General features: G+C 43.9%; 17 protein-coding genes. 9 read left to right on the top strand and 8 right to left on the bottom strand.

Annotated elements, in window-relative coordinates:
- Positions 1-9: 9 nt before the first annotated feature.
- Both ABIN91_RS08390 and ABIN91_RS08385 read left to right on the top strand, forming a co-directional pair.
- Positions 10-1,302, top strand: a complete 1,293-nt coding sequence (locus tag ABIN91_RS08390; RefSeq protein WP_348050458.1) for a voltage-gated chloride channel family protein — start codon at positions 10-12, stop codon at positions 1,300-1,302.
- 69 nt (positions 1,303-1,371) lie between these two features.
- Positions 1,372-1,854: a universal stress protein gene (locus ABIN91_RS08385; RefSeq protein WP_348050456.1), complete on the top strand. Its 483-nt coding sequence runs from the start codon at positions 1,372-1,374 to the stop codon at positions 1,852-1,854.
- A gap of 9 nt (positions 1,855-1,863) precedes the next feature.
- Here ABIN91_RS08385 and ABIN91_RS08380 read toward each other — a convergent pair whose 3' ends face one another.
- The 3 genes from ABIN91_RS08380 to ABIN91_RS08370 form a co-directional block, all read right to left on the bottom strand.
- The gene (locus ABIN91_RS08380) at positions 1,864-3,156 is read right to left on the bottom strand and encodes an HAD-IB family phosphatase (protein WP_348050454.1); all 1,293 of its coding nucleotides are present in this window, start codon (positions 3,154-3,156) and stop codon (positions 1,864-1,866) included.
- A gap of 86 nt (positions 3,157-3,242) precedes the next feature.
- Positions 3,243-3,653 carry a hypothetical protein gene (locus tag ABIN91_RS08375; protein WP_348050452.1) on the bottom strand — a complete coding sequence of 137 codons (411 nt, stop codon included), beginning with the start codon at positions 3,651-3,653 and terminating at the stop codon, positions 3,243-3,245.
- Positions 3,650-4,624, bottom strand: coding sequence for an NAD-dependent epimerase/dehydratase family protein (locus ABIN91_RS08370; protein WP_348050450.1), 975 nt, complete (start codon positions 4,622-4,624; stop codon positions 3,650-3,652). The genes ABIN91_RS08375 and ABIN91_RS08370 overlap by 4 nt, the downstream gene beginning before the upstream one ends.
- A 74-nt stretch (positions 4,625-4,698) precedes the next feature.
- Between ABIN91_RS08370 and ABIN91_RS08365 the strand changes: the two genes are divergently transcribed.
- The 4 genes from ABIN91_RS08365 to ABIN91_RS08350 all read left to right on the top strand — a co-directional run bounded on the left by ABIN91_RS08365 (position 4,699) and on the right by ABIN91_RS08350 (position 9,859).
- Entirely contained in the window at positions 4,699-5,883 is a 1,185-nt protein-coding gene (locus tag ABIN91_RS08365; protein WP_348050448.1) for a formimidoylglutamase, read from the top strand.
- 21 nt (positions 5,884-5,904) lie between these two features.
- Complete coding sequence (locus ABIN91_RS08360; protein WP_348050446.1) at positions 5,905-7,053, top strand: TlpA disulfide reductase family protein; 1,149 nt, start codon at positions 5,905-5,907, stop codon at positions 7,051-7,053.
- Positions 7,054-7,226: 173 nt separating this feature from the next.
- A complete protein-coding gene (locus ABIN91_RS08355; RefSeq protein ID WP_348050444.1) occupies positions 7,227-9,176 on the top strand; it encodes a redoxin domain-containing protein in 1,950 nt (649 codons plus the stop codon).
- 77 nt (positions 9,177-9,253) lie between these two features.
- Entirely contained in the window at positions 9,254-9,859 is a 606-nt protein-coding gene (locus ABIN91_RS08350) for a hypothetical protein (protein WP_348050442.1), read from the top strand.
- Positions 9,860-9,869: 10 nt separating this feature from the next.
- Here ABIN91_RS08350 and ABIN91_RS08345 read toward each other — a convergent pair whose 3' ends face one another.
- The 3 genes from ABIN91_RS08345 to ABIN91_RS08335 all read right to left on the bottom strand — a co-directional run bounded on the left by ABIN91_RS08345 (position 9,870) and on the right by ABIN91_RS08335 (position 13,393).
- On the bottom strand, positions 9,870-11,567 hold the full coding sequence (locus ABIN91_RS08345) for a carboxypeptidase-like regulatory domain-containing protein (protein WP_348050440.1): 1,698 nt from the start codon (positions 11,565-11,567) through the stop codon (positions 9,870-9,872).
- 137 nt (positions 11,568-11,704) lie between these two features.
- Positions 11,705-12,535: a TonB family protein gene (locus ABIN91_RS08340; protein WP_348050438.1), complete on the bottom strand. Its 831-nt coding sequence runs from the start codon at positions 12,533-12,535 to the stop codon at positions 11,705-11,707.
- A gap of 33 nt (positions 12,536-12,568) precedes the next feature.
- Positions 12,569-13,393 carry a TonB family protein gene (locus tag ABIN91_RS08335; RefSeq protein WP_348050436.1) on the bottom strand — a complete coding sequence of 275 codons (825 nt, stop codon included), beginning with the start codon at positions 13,391-13,393 and terminating at the stop codon, positions 12,569-12,571.
- 187 nt (positions 13,394-13,580) lie between these two features.
- Between ABIN91_RS08335 and ABIN91_RS08330 the strand changes: the two genes are divergently transcribed.
- A complete protein-coding gene (locus tag ABIN91_RS08330) occupies positions 13,581-14,153 on the top strand; it encodes a sigma-70 family RNA polymerase sigma factor (RefSeq protein WP_348050434.1) in 573 nt (190 codons plus the stop codon).
- Positions 14,143-15,111, top strand: coding sequence for a carboxypeptidase-like regulatory domain-containing protein (locus ABIN91_RS08325; protein ID WP_348050432.1), 969 nt, complete (start codon positions 14,143-14,145; stop codon positions 15,109-15,111). Before ABIN91_RS08330 ends, ABIN91_RS08325 begins: the two co-directional genes overlap by 11 nt.
- 57 nt (positions 15,112-15,168) lie before the next feature.
- On the opposite strand, the gene ABIN91_RS08320 is transcribed toward ABIN91_RS08325, so the two are convergent.
- Together ABIN91_RS08320 and ABIN91_RS08315 are read right to left on the bottom strand one after the other, a co-directional pair.
- Complete coding sequence (locus tag ABIN91_RS08320; protein ID WP_348050430.1) at positions 15,169-16,920, bottom strand: SMP-30/gluconolactonase/LRE family protein; 1,752 nt, start codon at positions 16,918-16,920, stop codon at positions 15,169-15,171.
- Positions 16,921-17,019: 99 nt separating this feature from the next.
- Positions 17,020-17,925 carry an SMP-30/gluconolactonase/LRE family protein gene (locus ABIN91_RS08315; RefSeq protein WP_348050428.1) on the bottom strand — a complete coding sequence of 302 codons (906 nt, stop codon included), beginning with the start codon at positions 17,923-17,925 and terminating at the stop codon, positions 17,020-17,022.
- 68 nt (positions 17,926-17,993) lie between these two features.
- On the opposite strand from ABIN91_RS08315, the gene ABIN91_RS08310 reads away from it, so the two are divergent.
- Entirely contained in the window at positions 17,994-18,566 is a 573-nt protein-coding gene (locus ABIN91_RS08310; protein ID WP_348050426.1) for an NUDIX hydrolase, read from the top strand.
- Positions 18,567-18,617: the final 51 nt, after the last annotated feature.

Below are 18,617 nucleotides of genomic sequence, written 5' to 3'. Positions count from 1 at the left end.
AAGACAGGTATGCCCGTTTCAAAAATCTCCAACTATTTTTCCAGCTACAAAAACCTGCTATGGGTTAGTTTAATTACTGTACCGGTTTCGGCTGTAATAGGTAGCGCGGTAGCTTTATTTTTATGGCTGCTCTCCTGGGCTATCCACTACCGGTTTGCCCATACCTGGTTATTGTATCTGTTACCCTTAGCGGGGATAGCCATCCACTTTGCCTACAAGCTCTACGGCAAATCTTCCGAAAGGGGAAACAACCTCATTATCGACGAGATCCACCAACCCGGCGCAGGTGTGCCTAAACGCCTGGCGCCGCTTATCCTGGTCACCACAGTTATCACCCATTTATTCGGCGGCTCCGCAGGCCGCGAAGGTACGGCCGTACAAATAGGTGGCAGCATTGCCCATTGGTTTGGCAGTATGTTCAAATTAGATGCTACAGCCATGCGTTATTTACTAACCGCCGGTATAGCCGCGGGGTTCGGAGCCGTATTTGGCACACCCTTTACGGGGATGATATTCGCAGTAGAGGTATTAACCAATGGCCGTGTTAAGTACGATGCCTTACTGCCCTGTTTAATTGCCGGCTTCGTGGGCGATATCACCGTATCCCTATGGCATGTACACCACACCGCTTACCATATCAATTACATATCCGCGGGCCTCTCAAACGAAGGCTTATTGATCTTAAAGGTCATCCCCGCATCCATATTATTCGGCCTCGCAAGCCTCGCTTTCGCCGAAGCAACCCATCGCATCAAAAAATTATTCCTCGCCTGGTTTAAACACACCTGGATGATTCCCTTAGTCGGTGCTCTTATCATCATCGCCCTAACCTTCATCATCGGCAAACCCGATTACCTCAGCCTCGGCGTTGATCCGGAACATCCTGGTGCGGTAACCATCGTATCCGCCTTCAACCCCAACGGTGCCGATCCCTTCAGCTGGCTCTGGAAACTCATCTACACCGCCATTACCTTAGGCACAGGCTTTAAAGGCGGCGAGGTTACCCCCCTGTTTTATATCGGCGCAACCTTAGGCAATACCCTGGCCGGATTACTCAGCGCCCCCGTTAGCCTCTTTGCCGCATTAGGCTTCATCGCCGTATTCTCCGGAGCAACCAAAACCCCCATAGCCTGTACCATAATGGGTATAGAACTTTTCGGGCCACATTATACCCTCTTTTTCGCCCTCGCCTGCTTTGTAGCCTACCTGTTTAGTGGCCGCATGGGTATATACAACTCCCAACTACGCGATTTTACACATCTGAGCTACTTCAAAGAAAAACTCTTTAAGTACAAGCCATAAACCGCTAAGTATCTAAAAACAAATTGGCTTTAAATTGTTATCTATAATACATTTAAACCAATCCGGATCATGAAATTTCAAAAGATATTGATAGGTGTTGATGACAGCAAGTTTGCCGAAAACGCTACACAATACGGCTTCGAACTGGCATACCAGTTTAAGGCCGACGTTGCTTTGGTTCATATTGTAGAACCTGTGATCACTACACCCGCCAACGATACCAGCATGATGGGCAGTTTAATACCATCCTTAAACGTGGGAGCCGAACAAGTGGATATGATAAACGCCCAGCAAACATACTCGCAAAAGCTCATCAGTGATACCATTGAGCGCTACGGAAAAGGCTTAACCATAACCCAATACAACGAAATGGGCGACACCGCCGACACCATCATCAATTGCGCCGCGCAGTTTAAGGCCGACCTCATTGTGATAGGTACGCATAGCCGCACCGGTTTCGACAGGTTCTTAATGGGCAGCGTTGCCGAATCGGTAATACGCCATTCCCCGGTAGCCGTTTTAGTGGTGCCGATGAAAGAAGAAAAAAGTTAACGGTAAATATTAATACAATAACCTAAACCTGATCGTCTCTTCTATCTTCTTCAGTTCAGTTAATATTTGCTGATCGTAGCCCTTGTTCACATCGGTAATTACATAACCAATATGTTCGTTGGTTACCAAAAACTCACCCACAATATTAATATCGTGCTTGGCAAAAATATCATTGATCTGCACCAATATACCCGGTACGTTTTTGTGAATATGAATTAAACGGTGGGCGTTATTAATACGCGGCGGTTGCAACTCCGGGAAATTGCAGCTCATATGTGTTTTACCCTCGTTCATAAAATCAATCACCCTTTTGGGGATAAACTCAACGTTACGTGGGTTATGCTTAGGGTCGTCAAAAATAATAATACCATTTTCACAAGCCGTATCACCAATTCTTCTATTGCTTATCTTACCAAAACAACCAATAACCTTTAACCTTCCCGCTTGCGCTAACTGCTCTGGCGTTGGCTGGTGCTGCTCATCGCAAAACAAAATACCCGCTTCCTCCAAATACTTTTCTTCAATGCTTGAGCGTATCCGGATATTGTACCCTTCCTTGCGCATCCAAACCAAAGCTTCCTCTTCAATATCACCTACTACCAAACACTTAATGCGGTTTTTAGGGTACGATATCGCCCTCGGCATTTTGTTGAGGTATAAAAACTCATCAAAGCTTGGGGTAACAAAATCCGCTTTAGCGGTAACGCCTTTGCGCTCTACGTTTTCGGTAAAGGCATAAAAGGTATCCACCATGCCCGATTCCTTCAACTGATAGTCAGAATGACCATCACCAATGCCGAAGATCTTGCCATCAAGGTTCAATTCTTTTAACAGCTTTACCTTACCCCCTTCTTGCGATAGCGGATTGGTATCATCATAACCTGTTATATTGCCTTCGCTATCAAATGTGAAAGTATTGGCGTAAATGTTTTCTTTTTTAATATGATACTCGGTAACAACGGGGATGATAAAATCTTTAAACCCGCCCGAAACGATAAGCACCTTATCCGCGTTAGCGGCAAAAAACTCTTTATTGCGCGAAAATGATTCAGATACTTTTCTCTTCAAAAATTTAACCAGCTGGCGCAAATGAACCTGATCCGCTTGCAGCAAACGTACCCTCGCCTCCAAACTTTCGGCGAAAGACATGCGGCCTTCCATCGCGGCGTTAGTAAGGTTTTCTATCTGTTTGAATATCTTTTCTTTATCCAATCGGTCTTTTAACGATATCCGTGCTAACTCGTCTAAAGCTTCAACCTGGGTAAAAGTGCTGTCAAAATCTATGATATAATATTGGCTCATTCTGGGTAATGGGTAATGTGTCGCAAATGTGCATATTTTGCTTCAAAAGCGGGCTATCAAACTTGAGAAAGCCTATGGGTTTTATCTTATTCGGGTAATCGCCGAAGGATATAAGACCTCCTTTTATCTTTGCTCGATAGTGTTAACTCCATATATTCTTTCATTTGCTTAAAATCGATTTGATACGGAGGGTAAGTAAACGTGTGGTTAGCATTAATATCTAAAACAGCATTTTCAAGCATCTCCCATTTCATTTTTTCTTTACTGCCGTCAGGGTATACGATTTCTGCACTGTTATCAGGGTTAAAACTAATCTTCGGACAAACGTTATATAATATAGATGAGCCGTTAGCTATAGATACATAAATGCCCCATTTACCTATCAACTGTTGACGATAATATGGTGTAGAAACTATGGGTTGAGGTTTGTTTTGTGCTTTGGAACTACTGGGACAAAACGGTACAGAAATCATTAAAATCAAGAGTAACTTAGTCATACTTTTAAACTTAAAGTCGAGCATATTTCTTTTATAGATTGGCTTATCGGTTTAAACTCAATACCAATCGTTTTTATAATTTTAGCATTGCTGTAATCCAAATTTTTTGATGCCGCCTGCGCGGATACCTTATCAATCCCCACATGCCGCCCTGTTAAAAAACTCCAGACGGACGATAAGCGCCATGCCCAGTTCAGCATACCCGGTGTAGCTTCGGTTTGCGGCGCTTTAATGCCAAACCCCTGCGCGGTTTGGGCAAACAAATCTTTATAGTTCCAGTTTTCGGCATTAATAATAAAGCGTTCAGCCTGAATATCCGTGTTCATCAGCGCTATCATACTTTTGGCCACATCTTCCACATCAACAAAGCCAATGCTGCCTTTGGTATAATATTTAAAACCCGTGCGTACCTTTTCAAATATCTGCCCGGTGCCCTTAATACCCGTGTTTACGCCGATGATCATAGACGGGTTTACAATTACCGCGTTCAAGCCCTCGGCTATGCCCCGCCAAACTTCCATCTCACTTTCGTATTTTGATATGGCGTAAGCGTCTTTGGTGTGGGTATCTTCCAGGTGATTATTTTCGGTGATCAGCAACCCCGGTTTAGCTTCGCCAATAGCGGCTACCGAACTTACATGTAACAAGCGGATGTTCAATTCATCGCAAAGGTTAACCAAATTGGCCGTACCCTCCACATTATTTTTGATCATCGTTTTACCTTTGGCAGGATCAAAAGTTACCATCGCCGCGCAATGGTAAACCTGCGTAACGCCTTGCAAAGCTGTTTCTAAGGCAAAAACATCCAGCATATCGGCATCAAGCCAATTAATGCTGCCCGCAAAAGGTTTCAATACCTCCGGTATAACCGATGATGCGCGCTTAATGCAAACCGGCTTATCACCTTTGGCAACCAATTGTTTAGCCACTTCGCCGCCTAAGAAACCTGTTGCACCCGTAACCAGTATCATGCCTTCAATTTTTTTAAAAACGGTGCAATTTAACGCAAAATAAGTTGATATTTGAGCGATTTATTTGATGCTGTATGTCGTTAGTTGATTTTCTGAGCCCTATTGATCTTGAAAAAATAACTCCTAAAAGGGGATATTATACCAGTCACCTTGGCGTGAAGATAGATTGCTATACCGATACTTTTCCCGATCTGGACGAGGACAAACCAGATATCGCCATCATCGGCGTGATGGAAGACCGCAATGCCGTTAACAACTCAGGCTGTGCTTTGGCCCCCGATTATATCCGCGAGCGTTTATTTGAACTGAACGAAGGCGCTTACACTACCAAAATAGTTGATCTCGGAAATATCCGCCAGGGAGCCAGCATTACCGATACCTATATCGCCCTCAAAACCGTTATTAACGAACTCATCAAAAAAGACATTCTTCCCATCATCATCGGCGGCGGACAAGATCTTACCTTCGCCCAATACCTCGCTTACGAAGATCTCGAGCAAAAGGTAGATGTGGTGGTGGTCGATTCTAAATTCGATCTGAACGATGATAGCTATTACGAAAACATAGAAACCACATCCGAATCATACCTAAACCGCATATTCCTGCACGAACCTAACTACCTGTTCAACTACAGTAACTTAGGCTATCAAACCTACTTTGCCAGTCAGGATAGTTTACGGGTAATGGATAAGCTCTATTTTGATGTACACCGTTTGGGCGAATTATCCGGTCAGATCCAAATGGTGGAGCCCATCATTCGCAATGCCACTATGGTGAGTTTTGATATCAGCGCCATCCGCTCTTCAGATGCGGTGGCTAATGCCAATACCACCCCCAACGGCTTTTTTGGTCACGAAGCTTGCGCTATATGCCGCTACGCCGGTTTTAACGATAAGCTAACTTCCATAGGTTTTTACGAGTTTAACCCCGCTTATGATAATAACGGCCAAACCGCCATTTTGCTTGCGCAGATGATCTGGTATTTTATTGATGGCTTTTACAACCGCAAAAAAGATTTCCCTTTGCAACCACGCTCACAATATTTAATATACAAAACGAGTTTAAAGCATAACGATCACGAGTTGGTATTTGTAAAGAGCAAAAAGTCCGACAGGTGGTGGATGCAGGTACCTTATCCTACCAATGGCTCAAAAAACGAGCGGTCGCATTTGGTGCCCTGCCGCTACGAAGATTATAACATAGCGGTATCCGGCGAAATGCCCGATCTGTGGTGGCGCACCTATCAAAAATTGACGTAATTAATTAGTGTTAAAAATATAATGAAGAAAGTAGTATTGATGTTGTTGGCGGCTTTTCCCGCCCTGTTATTTGCCCAAACGCCCGATAATTTTACCATAACAGGTAAAGTTGGTACGCTGAATACTCCGGCCCGCGCCTACCTTATCTATCAAAAGGCTGGTAAAAACGTGATCGATTCAACCGCGATAGTTAACGGGGCATTTAAGTTTCATGGCAACATTGCCGATCCCGTTTCGGCCTTTGTAGCAATGGATCCATCGGGCGTAAACCTGAACGAGTTACAAAGAAGCAAAGATGTTATTGATGCCCTGAATATTTATATCGACAAGGGCGATGTCGCCATCACATCATCCGATTCGGTTTCCAAAGCGGTTATAACCGGATCAAAGGTGAATGATGATAATAAGAGGTTCAAAGCCGTGATTGCCCCATTCACAGTAAGGGCAAAAGCCATCGGCGACGAATATAGATCAGCAAGCGATGCGCAACAGATCAACCCAACCTTTCAGGATACCATACAAGCCCGGTATAAAGTGGTGCAAATGCAGCAAACCGCCGCGCTAAAAAAGTTCATTATGGATAATCCGCAAAGCTATATTAGCCTTGCCGCAATGCGCACATTGGTTACAGGCGGTATGGATGTGTTATCAATTGAGCCATATTATAACTCGCTTTCGCCGGCCCTCAAGCAAACAGAACTGGGTAAAGGTTTTGGAAGTGCCCTGCACGAATTAAAGTTTACAGCAATAGGTTCCCCAGCTCCCGATTTTACACAGAATGATGTGGACGACAAGCCGGTTAGTCTGTCCTCATTCAAAGGCAAATATGTTTTGCTTGATTTTTGGGCGTCATGGTGTGGCCCTTGCCGCCAGGAAAACCCGCATGTGGTTAGGGTTTTCAATAAATACAAGGATAAAAACTTCACCATATTGGGTGTGTCCTTAGATAAGCCAACGGATAAAGCCCTATGGTTAAAAGCTATAAAAGACGATGGTTTGGCCTGGACCCAGGTGTCCGATCTGCAAGAGTGGAATAACGCCGCGGCTAACTTGTACAAAATCAGCTTTATCCCTCAAAACTTTTTGATAGATCCAACTGGAAAGATCGTTGGTAAAAACTTAAAGGGCGAAGAACTGGATAAAAAGATGTTAGAGATATTTAAGATGTAAAGCTTTAACAAAGCATTGTTGAGAGCGATAGGTTATACCTGTCGCTCTTTTTTTGTTTCTGGGGACTGTGTGTGTATTTATAAACACCTGCCTTTGTGTTAAATAGCCTTAATTTTTGTTAATAAAATTGGCAGGTATAAATTATTTTTTATAACTTGACTAAAAATTTAGTTATGAAAAAACATGTCGCATTATTGGTAATGCCTGGAGTTATGGCATTGCAGGCTGCATTTGCACAGGCAGATGCACATTTGAAACTCGGCAACGAGCACCCCATGGCTGGCCAGAAAGTGAGTTTTGTTTACAATGCAACCGGAACGCCCGTTGATGGAAAAAAGATAACCACGGCCGAGGTACATTACCTTGATGGAAAAGATTACCCTGTTGATGATATCACGCTAACCGCTGATGGTAAGTTATTGAAAGGTACCATTACTATCCCGGCAACGGCCAAAGCTTTTTTTATTAAGCTTGCCAGCGATGAGGTGGTAGATAATAATGACGATAAAGGCTACATGTTCCCCATATATAAAGGTGCAAAACCCGTTGAAGGTGCTTATGCTGCCGAAGCTTATACCTTGTTTAGCGGTATGGGCCAGGCCCTGGCTAAGATAAAAACAGATAAAGCGGCTGCTTTAGCTTTGTACAAAGAGGAGTATTCCATGTATCCCGGTAACACTCAGGATGTGGCCAACTATGTTTCGTTACTGGTAGGTACAAAAGATGCTGCCGATATGGCTACAGCCAGGCAAAAAATTGCTGATCTGGCTAAAACCGGCGACGAAAAGAATATGTTAACAGCCAGCAACTTATATGCACGAATCAAAATGCAACCAGCCAGCGATTCACTCAAAGCTATTGTTACGGCTAAATTCCCCAATGGTGAATTAGCTAAGAACGCTTCCGGAATGGCTTTTGCACAGGAAAAAGACCTCGCTAAAAAAGAAGAATTGTACAATGCCTATATAGCCAAGTACCCCGAAGCTAACGAGAAAAAAACAGTTCAGGATAATTACAGGGTACAATTGGCAAACGCTTATCTGCAAAAAGGCGACATGGCCAACTATAAAAAATGGGCCGGGCTGGTTAAAGATAAACCTAGCCTTGCTGCCGGCTTAAATAACGTGGCTTACGACATGGCAAAAAAAGGCGAAAAACTGGACGAAGCCGCGGAATTGTCAAAGCAGTCGCTTGACTATACGACTATGAAAATGAACAGCGGTGGCATTCCGTATTACTCAGCTGCGTCAGCTAAAAAAATGTACCAGGGCACCTATGACAGTTACTCCGATACTTACGCTTTTATTTTATACAAACAAGGCAAAGCCGCCGAGGCCTTAAAAATTCAGCAACCGGTTATGGATAGGTCAAAAGAACCAAATGCCGAATTAACCGAGCACTACGCGCTTTATTTAAAAGCCACCGGCGATAACAAAAAGGCTACCTCGGTAATTGAAAACGCGGTTAAAAACGGTAATGGTACCGAAGCATTAACTACCGCTTTAAAAGAGATGTATGTTAAAGAAAAAGGCAGCGATAAAGATTACGACACCTATTTTGCCGGTTTAAAAAATGCATCAGCACAAAAATTAAGGGCCAGCCTGGCTAAAGAAATGGTAAACAAGCCCGCGCCCGCTTTTGCTCTGAAAGATTTTGATGGCAACACGGTTTCGCTCGCATCATTAAAAGGCAAGGTTGTTATTGTTGATTTTTGGGCAACCTGGTGTGGCCCTTGCAAAGCTTCGTTCCCGGGCATGCAACTGGCGGTTAACAAGTTTAAAGATAACCCTAACGTAAAGTTCCTTTTTGTTGATACCTGGGAAAACGGTACCGATTATGTACCCGGCGTTAAAAAGTTTATTGCCGATAACAAATACACTTTTAACGTACTGATAGACGAAAAAGGCGAAGATGGCCGCCAATCAAAAGTAGTGAGCCAGTTTAAAGTTGAAGGTATCCCAACCAAATTCATTATTGATGCCAATGGTAATATCCGTTTTAAACATGTAGGCTTCTCTGGCAGTGCCGAAGGTCTGCTTGATGAAGTATCAACCATGGTTGATATGACGGCCCACCCGGAAACGGTTACCGTAAGCGAAAAAGGCCAAAGCACTAAAATGTAATATATAAATATCCGGCGGGGGCTGCAGCAATAACCCCGCCGGATATTTATATATTTACAAGTACCTAAACTTGTAAAATGCCTATCACAACACCTCTATCCGCCGCCAGCGACCTGGTTACCTTTACCATATTGATCAACGGGCAACCAATAGATCAATCTTACCAGGTATTATCTTTAGTTAGCGTTCAAACAGTTAACAAAAATTCATATGCTAAAATTGAAATTCTTGATGGCAGCGCATCCGACCAAACTTTCAGCATAAGCGAGTCTGCGTATTTTGCACCAGGTAATACGATCAATATCAGCGCCGGATACCAATCAACCGAAACGAGCATATTTAGTGGCATTGTTGCCAAACAATCGTTACAAATAACACCCGTGCACGGTTCACTGTTAATTGTTGAATGCTATGGCGATGCCATTGAACCCACCGAATCAACCGAGCCTCAATTATTAATTGCCTACGGCGATTCAATACAAACCCTCGATATCGTATTAGATGGTAGCAATACCCCCGCCGCGATCACAGGCAAGGTAAGCTTCCTGGGCAACGCTTTAAAAGCGGGTGCAACTATTCAGCTTGCCGGGTTAGGGGACAGGTTTAACGGAAACAGGTACATATCATCGGTAACGCAAACCATTCAAAATGGCGATTGGATAACCGGAGCCGAGTTTGTATAAACCGTATGGCCTAAAATTGAATACCAAAGCTTGGATACAGGTTCTGACTATTCAACAACAAACCGCCATTGTACGTATTAACCGGCTGCAAATATCTAAGCCCGGCTGTCAGTTTAAGCCAGTGCTTTAACTCGTAAGTGGCATTAAACCCATACGAAAGGCTTTTTTGATTAAAATACTCCGTTTTGTTATCCGTTAAGGTTATCCTGTTAAAGCCAAACAGGGGCGATAACGTAACAGGATGATACTTTTTGTTAAACTTAAAACTATAACTTAACAGGTAATCGGTGCCGTTTTCTTTAATGCCGCCAATGCCAAAATTGGTATCACCGCCATATGTAAAGTAAAGCTGTTTATACAAGCGGAACCCCATGCTGAAATTCATAGTATAAACCGCCGCCGCGGCAATGTTTTTTGATAACACCGGCTGATAGTAAGCAATAGATAAAGGCACCTTCGAAAACTGAACACTTGTACGAATATTGCCCCCTGTAAGGTATCCAAAAATGCCGTTGGCCGTCTTTTGGCCACCGGTTAATTTTTTAGGTGTGGTGTCTATTTTAGGCACGGGTATGCTTACCATAACGCTGTCTTTCACGCTGTGGTCAAACAAGTCCCTATACTTCTGCCAATCGGCATCGGTACCCGGTTTGTTGATCTTAATATTTTCCGAATTGGGCTGCAACCAATCCTGGTACTTTATGGTTTCGGCTTTACCGGTATCTATCCCGGTGGTTTTATAACCCATCATATAATCGAGCGTTAAGCCACTGTGTTTACCCGTCATGCTGGATTTAACATCCTCAAGGTACCATTTACCATCGCGCTTTTTATAATTTATGGTGTAAGTAGCCTGATCAATAGGCACCTGGAAAAGCCGTTTGATACGGTACCTGGTGTATGATACGTTTACAAAAGCATAGCTGGCGGTATCAATATACAACGTTCCCGATATATTCTCCGCATAAAAGTTGATCTCATACACCCGGGTATTGTTCACACTGGTTTTACCCTGGTTGGTGTAGGTAAACTTCTTCATCTCCTTTAACGAAACAAAACCCGTACGGCTATGTACAATATCGTTGCGGGGCACCAGTAAATAACCATTCATCCAGCGTACGCTATCGGCATCATGAATGGAATTTTTAAGTCGGCTGAACCGGTTTTGAATTAAAGACACCTGTATATCTTCGGACTTGGTATACGCCGGATAATACATTTCAAGCACGGCATCGTTCTTATAATACAAATAAGCACCCACGGAATCTTTAGAAGTTTCCTGGATCCGTAAAATGCCCTGCATGGTAAAATCCTTATCGGGATAGTTTTGAGGTATCTTACGGATAGCTTTCCCGATGATGCTTTCGGCATTAGCCGCTATCTCAACTTCGTGCATTATATTGCTTGCTACTTCAAGTTTGATGTTATATACACCGCTTTGCTGGTAAGCAACGTGTTTGCTTTGATAGCCGATACAACTCACCATAATGCCATATTGAACAGCATCGGGCTGGTTAAGCACTATATTAAACTCGCCCAGGCTATTGGTACTGGTGGCTGATTTGGCAATACGCACCGATGCGCCAGGAATAGCCTTACCCGTTTTTGAATCGGCAACCTTCCCGTAAAGGCTGATTACCTGTGCATAGCAAATGGAACTAACAAAAAGGCATATCAGTAGTATTAAAAAGAGCTTGTTCAATTGCATAAAGTGTTAAGGTTGGCTTCAATGCAAAATATCAAATTAAAACTGCTATTGCAATTAATTCATAGGTTTTAACATCGGTATACAAAAAGAGCGACCCTGTTCCCAGCGCCGCTCTTAATTCACAGTTCAACTAAATATCATTCGGCAAGAGCAAAATTTATCGGCACGGTATATTGTACACGCACGGCTTTACCGTTTTGGATACCCGGTTTCCAGTGTGGCGATGTTTTGAGAACCCGTACCGCTTCCTCACCCAAACCACTGCCGGGGCTGCGTACAATTTGCATATCGGTTAAGCTGCCGTCCCGCTCAACAACAAACTGTATAAACGCCTTGCCTTGTACCCCATTTTCTTTAGCTACCGCAGGGTAACGGATATGATCATGCAAAAACTTCCCAAAAGCCGCCTCGCCACCCGGGTATTCCGGGTTAATTTCTACCGCTTTAAATACATCGTTGGTATTATCGCTTTCTGTAATGCCTTCTACATTCTTGTCGCCAACCTTTACGTCAATATCGGCAATTGGAGCATTAGGGTCACCCTTAATGTTGTCTTGCCCAACATCTGCCTTTGCAATTTGCGTTTCGGTAGGCGGGTCTTCGCGCACATCCCTATCGCGCCTTACAACCGGAGGTGGCCATTTTATAACGTCGTTATGTGCCTTAACCTGTCTCTCCTGAACTGGCGGCGGTTTTACAGGTTCGGCAGCAATTGGCGGTGGCGGGTGCAGTTCATACTCATGTACAATCACTTTAGGGTCGGCTTTGGGTATAAAGCCTTTTATGGCATTAATGATAGTTGGTGTTGCCAGCACCAAAACAAACGTACTTGCCGCTATAACCAGTGCCCAGTTGGTAGTTCGGGCATTATCCTTCCGTAGCTGATAAGCCCCATAAGCTTTATTGCGTCCCTTAAAAATAACATCCGTCCATTGCGGACTCATGATGTCTAAATTTGATCCTAACATGGTTTCTATATTTTAATATGATACGATTCTGTTTTATTCTGATAAAGCAAAGCTTACAGGCACGGTATATTGAACACGTACCTGCTGCCCGTTCTGGCTACCCGGTTTCCAATGTGGCGACATCTTTAGCACCCGTACCGCTTCTTCACCCAAACCACTTCCCGGGCCACCAACAATTTTCATATCGGTAAGGCTGCCATCCCGTTCCACAACAAACTGAATGAAAACCCGGCCTTGCACGCCGTTTTCTTTTGCGATATTAGGATACCGGATATGGCTCTGCAAAAACTTAGCGAACGCTGCCTCGCCACCCGGATATTCCGGATTAAACTCAGCCGCCTGGAAAATGATGTTTTTGTCGGTACCCTCATTGGTACCCGGCACAGCTTCTGTACCTTGTTTTTCGTCAATGGCAACTCCGGCGCCTTTTGTTCCGGTTATGGTAGCCGGTCCGGGGTCAGCAGTTTCAAATTGTTTGTTGGTGGGTGGTTCAACATGAGCCTGGTTATCCGGCGCAACAACCATGGGTTTAGATTGTACCATGTTTTTTTGTGCTACAACCTGTTTTTGTTGAGCAGCCGGTATCACCTTTTCGTGGAGTATTTTTATCGGAAGCAGTATAGTTACCTCGATCCGTTTTTCCGCCGACGCTGCCTTGGGTACAATGCCTTGTATCTTGTTAATAATAGTCGGTATCACCAATACAGCGGCAAAAAGGCTTGTCGCGATAAGTAATGCTCTTGCTGTATTGTGGTTGTTATCTTTCCGTAACTGATAAGCTCCGTAAGCCTGATTGCGGTCCTTAAAAATAACATCTGTCCACTGTGGGCTCATGATGTCTAAATTTGATCCTAACATGGTTTCTATATTTTATGTGCGATATTTCTGTTAAACAATTATGCAATTTCACCCCCGGCAGCATCTTAGTATTAAGTATCATTAATGTAAATGGCGGTTCTCATAATTTGCCGGTGTTTATAAGTATGATGCGGGCTCGAAAGGCATTTCCATAAACCATTAAAAAAATTTATTTTAAGCCCACTAAATGAAGTTTTTAAAAAGCTCGAAGAAACCGGTTGAAGCAGATGACGAAGAGCTGCTGGCTATCTATCGCAATACCGGCGACCTAAACGTGCTTGCCCGGCTCTACGAAAGGTACATGAGCCTGGTATATGGGGTTTGCCTTAAATATTTAAAGGATGAGGAGCAAAGCAAGGATGCCGTAATGCAGATCTTCGAACAACTTTTAGTCAAGGTTAACCGTTATGAGATAAAGCAGTTTAAAAGCTGGTTATATACCCTGAGCCGCAATTTTTGTTTAATGCAGCTCCGGGCTGATAAAAAATGGGAGCAAGAAAGTTTAGACGGAGTTATGGAATTGGCCGTAGATTTGCATCCTGAATATGAGGACTTACAAGAAGACATACAGGCACTTGAACGCTGCAAGGCAAAATTGCCCCAGGCGCAAAAAGTAACCATCAATATGTTTTACCTCGACGAAAAATGTTATAAAGAGATAGCCGAAACAACTGGCTACACCCTGAACGAGGTAAAAAGCGCCATTCAAAACGGCAAACGAAATTTGAAGATCTGTTTAGAAAAAACCCGTGAGCACTAACAAAGCTAACATATCGCAAATCCAAAAGTACCTTAACGGGGAGCTTGATGCCAAAGCTATGCACGCGCTCGAAAGGCAGGCTCAAAACGATCCCTTTTTGATGGACGCGATTGAAGGTTATCAAAATACCGGTACAGATCAGCAATCAAATTTTGAGGATGTTAAGCAACGTTTCAGCCAACGAGTAAAACAGGATACCAAACGCCCGCTGATTTTATGGCGTGTATTACCAATAGCCGCCACTTTATTGATCGCTTTGAGCATAGGCTTTTTCTGGCTCAAGCCGATAAGCAAACCAGAGCCATTAGCAACAAGCAGGCCGCCTCAATTAGAGAAAGTACTTACTCCATATAAAAACAATGCGCCACAGATAACAAATGCCAAATCGGCACTCGCCGATAAAAGTATCCATGGCATCATCATTGATGCAACGGGCCATACCTTAGCTGGTGTTAAAATTCATATCAAGGGCACCAAACTAAGCACTAAAACGGATACCGGCGGTCATTTTAGCATAGCAGCCAATACATCTAAAAAGGCTGTGCTAAACATTGCTGCAAATGGTTACGATGCTAAACAGGTTAAACTTGATGGCAAAAAAGATCTTAAAGTTATCCTCAGCGAAAGCACCAACGAGCTGGCTTCAGTATCAGTAACGGCTTATGTAGAAGATGATAAGCCCGCCAACAAAGCACACCCTTTGGATGGCTGGAAAGCCTTCCGCAATTACCTGCGCCAAAACGCCACCATGGACGACGGCACAACCGGATTGGTTAAACTCGCCTTCACCGTAGGCACCAACGGCATGATAGACGGTATCCGCGTTATCAAAGGCGACAACGAGGTAATGAACCAAAAAGCTATAGACCTGGTACTAAATGGCCCCGCCTGGAAAGGCATGAGCGAAACCAAACAAATGCGCCTCAAAATCGTCTTCCGCAAAGGCAAGGATAGTTAAAAGGTTTAATTATCCTTTGTGTTTGTCATTGCAATGACAACTTGATCAAGTTACCCCTCACAACCGCGGCGCAGCCGGTTTACTAGGCTCATCAAAAGTATTGGCGCCATGCACATGCAGTTTGCGCTTATAAACCTTATCGCCACAGGTAACATACAGCGTATCAAAATCAGCACCCCCAAAACACAGGTTCGAAGCCTGTCCCGATGGCATGGGTAATATACAAGCCACCTTACCAATCTGGTCCATTACCTGTATACCCAGGCGGGTAGCTACATAAACCATCCCATTACGGTCGCACTTAATACCATCCGCCCAGGCATTATCCGCCTTATCCGGCGAGTGCAGCCAGCCATAACGTTGCTTATAATTCAATGTTCCATCCGCTTTGATCTGGTAAATCCAAACCCAATGCGAGGCAGACTCAGCCACATACAACTGCGATTGATCTGGCGTTAAAGCCAAACCATTAGCATATTTCAATCCCTCATCAACCACCGTTTTTTTACCATCCGGAGTAATCAGGTATATTTTGCTGGGTTTTTCACTTCCGTTAGGCTCAGTCACATAAATATTGCCATTCTTAGCCACAATGATGTCGTTACCGGATATATTATCAGCAACAACCGCTTCCTTTCCGTTGGTGTCATAGCTCAATACCTGCTTAGTTGCTCCTGCAACCACATAGCGTTTACCATCCGGACCAAAAGCCATACCACTCGCCTTTTTTGCATCAAAATTTAGAGCCCCAGGTTTCCCGTTACCGGATATATGGTAAGTTTTAGAGTTAGGTATATCCTGGAAGAAAACCTCCCCGCTTTTATTAGCGATGATACCTTCTGTAAAGCCATACTTTTCACCAACCAATTCCCAGCCCTCATTCGGCACCAAAATATTCTTCAAAGCATAATTTTTAGATACCCCTGCCGAAACCGGTTTAGGGTAATCCTTCCATAACCAGCGCATGGCCTGCGGCAAAATAGCCGTAGCCTGATTGCCATTATGTGCGCCCTCTCCCCAAACATGGTTCACTTCATAACCGGCAAACTGCATAGCACGTTCCATCATCTGGTTCTCCATAAACCAATCGCCGGCATAACTGTTCTGGTCGTTACTGCCATCCTGCAAAAACACCCTGATCGGCTTAGGTTCATACTTGCGGATCAGTGTTGGGTAACTATCCCCACCTCGTAAACCCACATAAGTACCTATCGAACTAAACACCCTCGAAAACTCTTCCGGGCGCTCCCAGGCCGCCGTAAACGCCGCTATAGCGCCACTGCTCGATCCCGCTATCATCCGGTCGTTCCCGTTCTTAGATAGCCTGATAGCTCTTCCATCCGTAGCCTTCTGCTTTTCAACTTCGGGCAATATCTCGTTTAAAATAAAACGGGCATAAGCATCGCCCAAACCATCAAACTCAAAGCTGCGGTTAAACCGGTCCAGCGCGGTATTGGCATCAAGCGACTTAACCCGGCCGGGGCTCACAAACACCCCGATAGTAACCGGCATCTCCTTACTGTTAATCAGGTTATCAAACACAATGGGAGCCTTAAACTGCACATTATCCTGGTCAATATAAACACAGGCAGGCTTATCAGCCTTATATTGTGCCGGTATATATATCCAGTACTCGCGCGTAGTCCCGGGGAATATCTTGGAATCGGCATAAACAAATTTCAGCACCTCACCCTTTGGCACACCGGCATGGTACACCGAAGCAGAATCAACCGCGTAATGTTCCGCCGGAGCCTGTGCAAAAGCAGCACATCGCATTAAAATAAACAGGATAAACAGCTTAATTTTCATGGTTTTAAGGTTTGGATTATAGCAGGGAACTACAAAGGTTATCCAAATATATTAATTTATACCAATGGAGATACATAGGTAGATATTGATGTTAAATCACTACTCAACCCCATGCACCAACGTTGGCATCACATACACCGCTTCCGAAGCCGTAATAAACAATATCGATCTGTCCTTTCCGCCAAAGCAAATATTAGCCGTCCATTTAGCTGGAACAGGAATGTGTAAGATTTTTTCACCTTTTGGATTGTATATCGTTACACCATTACCGGCAAGGTATAAATTGCCACGGTTATCCAGTGTGATACCATCGGCTCCCTGGTTAGCAAATAGCTGTTTATCCGCCAATGTACCATCGGCATTAATATGATACTTATATATCTTATTACCTTTAATATCAGCCACGTATAAGTATTGCCCGTCGGGTGTGCCAACAATGCCATTCGGCTTAAGCAGATCAGCAGCAACAATTGCCAATTCCTTTTTCCCTTTAGGCAGATAATATACCTTCTCGCCATTTAATTCAGATGCCTTCCTTGCCCAATACGGGCGTTGGTAATAAGGATCGGTAATATAAATTCCACCTTTGTTATCAATCCACAAATCATTTGGCCCGTTCAAATGCTTCCCCTCATAAAGGTTTATCAATACGGTAACTTTCCCTTTCGGGGATATCGACCATAGCTGATCTTTCTCGTCCGCGCAAGCGATCAAATTACCTTTCTTATCAAAATAAGTCCCGTTACTACGCCCCGCCGAATCTAAAAACAGCGATAGCTTACCATCCGTGCTATACTTCCAGATCTTATTATTAGGCTGATCGGTAAAAAACACATTCCCTTTTTTATCAACCGCGGGCCCCTCGGTAAAGCTAAACTGGCTCGATACCAGTTGCGGAACCGCCCCTTTGGCTATAATAGTCGTATCGGCAACAGCCTGCCCAAAACAAGCCTGACTAATTAATCCAACAAGCAGCAAAGCGGGGTATTTAATGTATTTGATCATTTTAATAGGTGTTGGTTATAAACGCAGCACTAAAAATAGCATATTTATAGCACCAAACAATTAATACTATGGCTACTCCCGAAATACAAAAATGGAAGGTTTTAAAAGAAGAAGATGTTTCGCCAAGCCACTGGTTCCCGCTTTTACGCCACACCGTACAACTGCAAAACGGAAACATAATTGACGATTACTATTTTGCCCCCCTGGGCGATGTGGTGATCATATTGGCCCTAACCAAAAACCACGAGGTAGTACTGGTAAAACAATACAAACACGGCCTGAGCGATATTCTGCTCGAACTACCCGGCGGCATGCAGCAAACGAACAAAAGTGTCACCGAATCGGCCCTGAACGAACTGGAAGAAGAAACAGGCATCCGCACTTCCGCAGACCAATTGATATCGCTCGGCAAACTGGCCAACAACCCCACCAAAACCCGGCAGATAACCTACGGTTTTTTAGTATTTGATACCGAGTTCAACGCCATTCAAAAATTAGATAGCACCGAGCACATCGAAGTAATAACCATCCCTGCCCCTCAAGTATTCCAAATGGTAAAAGACGGCGATATCTGGACCATAGATAGCGCCGCTTTCATCCTGAAAGCGGCGTTAATATACCCGGAGATATTCAAGATATAATCTTTATAAAATAAAAAATGTCATTTCGAACGAGGAACGAGGAGAAATCTT

Source organism: Mucilaginibacter sp., assembly GCF_039921305.1.
Classification (GTDB): Bacteria; Bacteroidota; Bacteroidia; order Sphingobacteriales; family Sphingobacteriaceae; genus Mucilaginibacter.
This window is presented reverse-complemented; position numbering and strand designations above follow the sequence as displayed.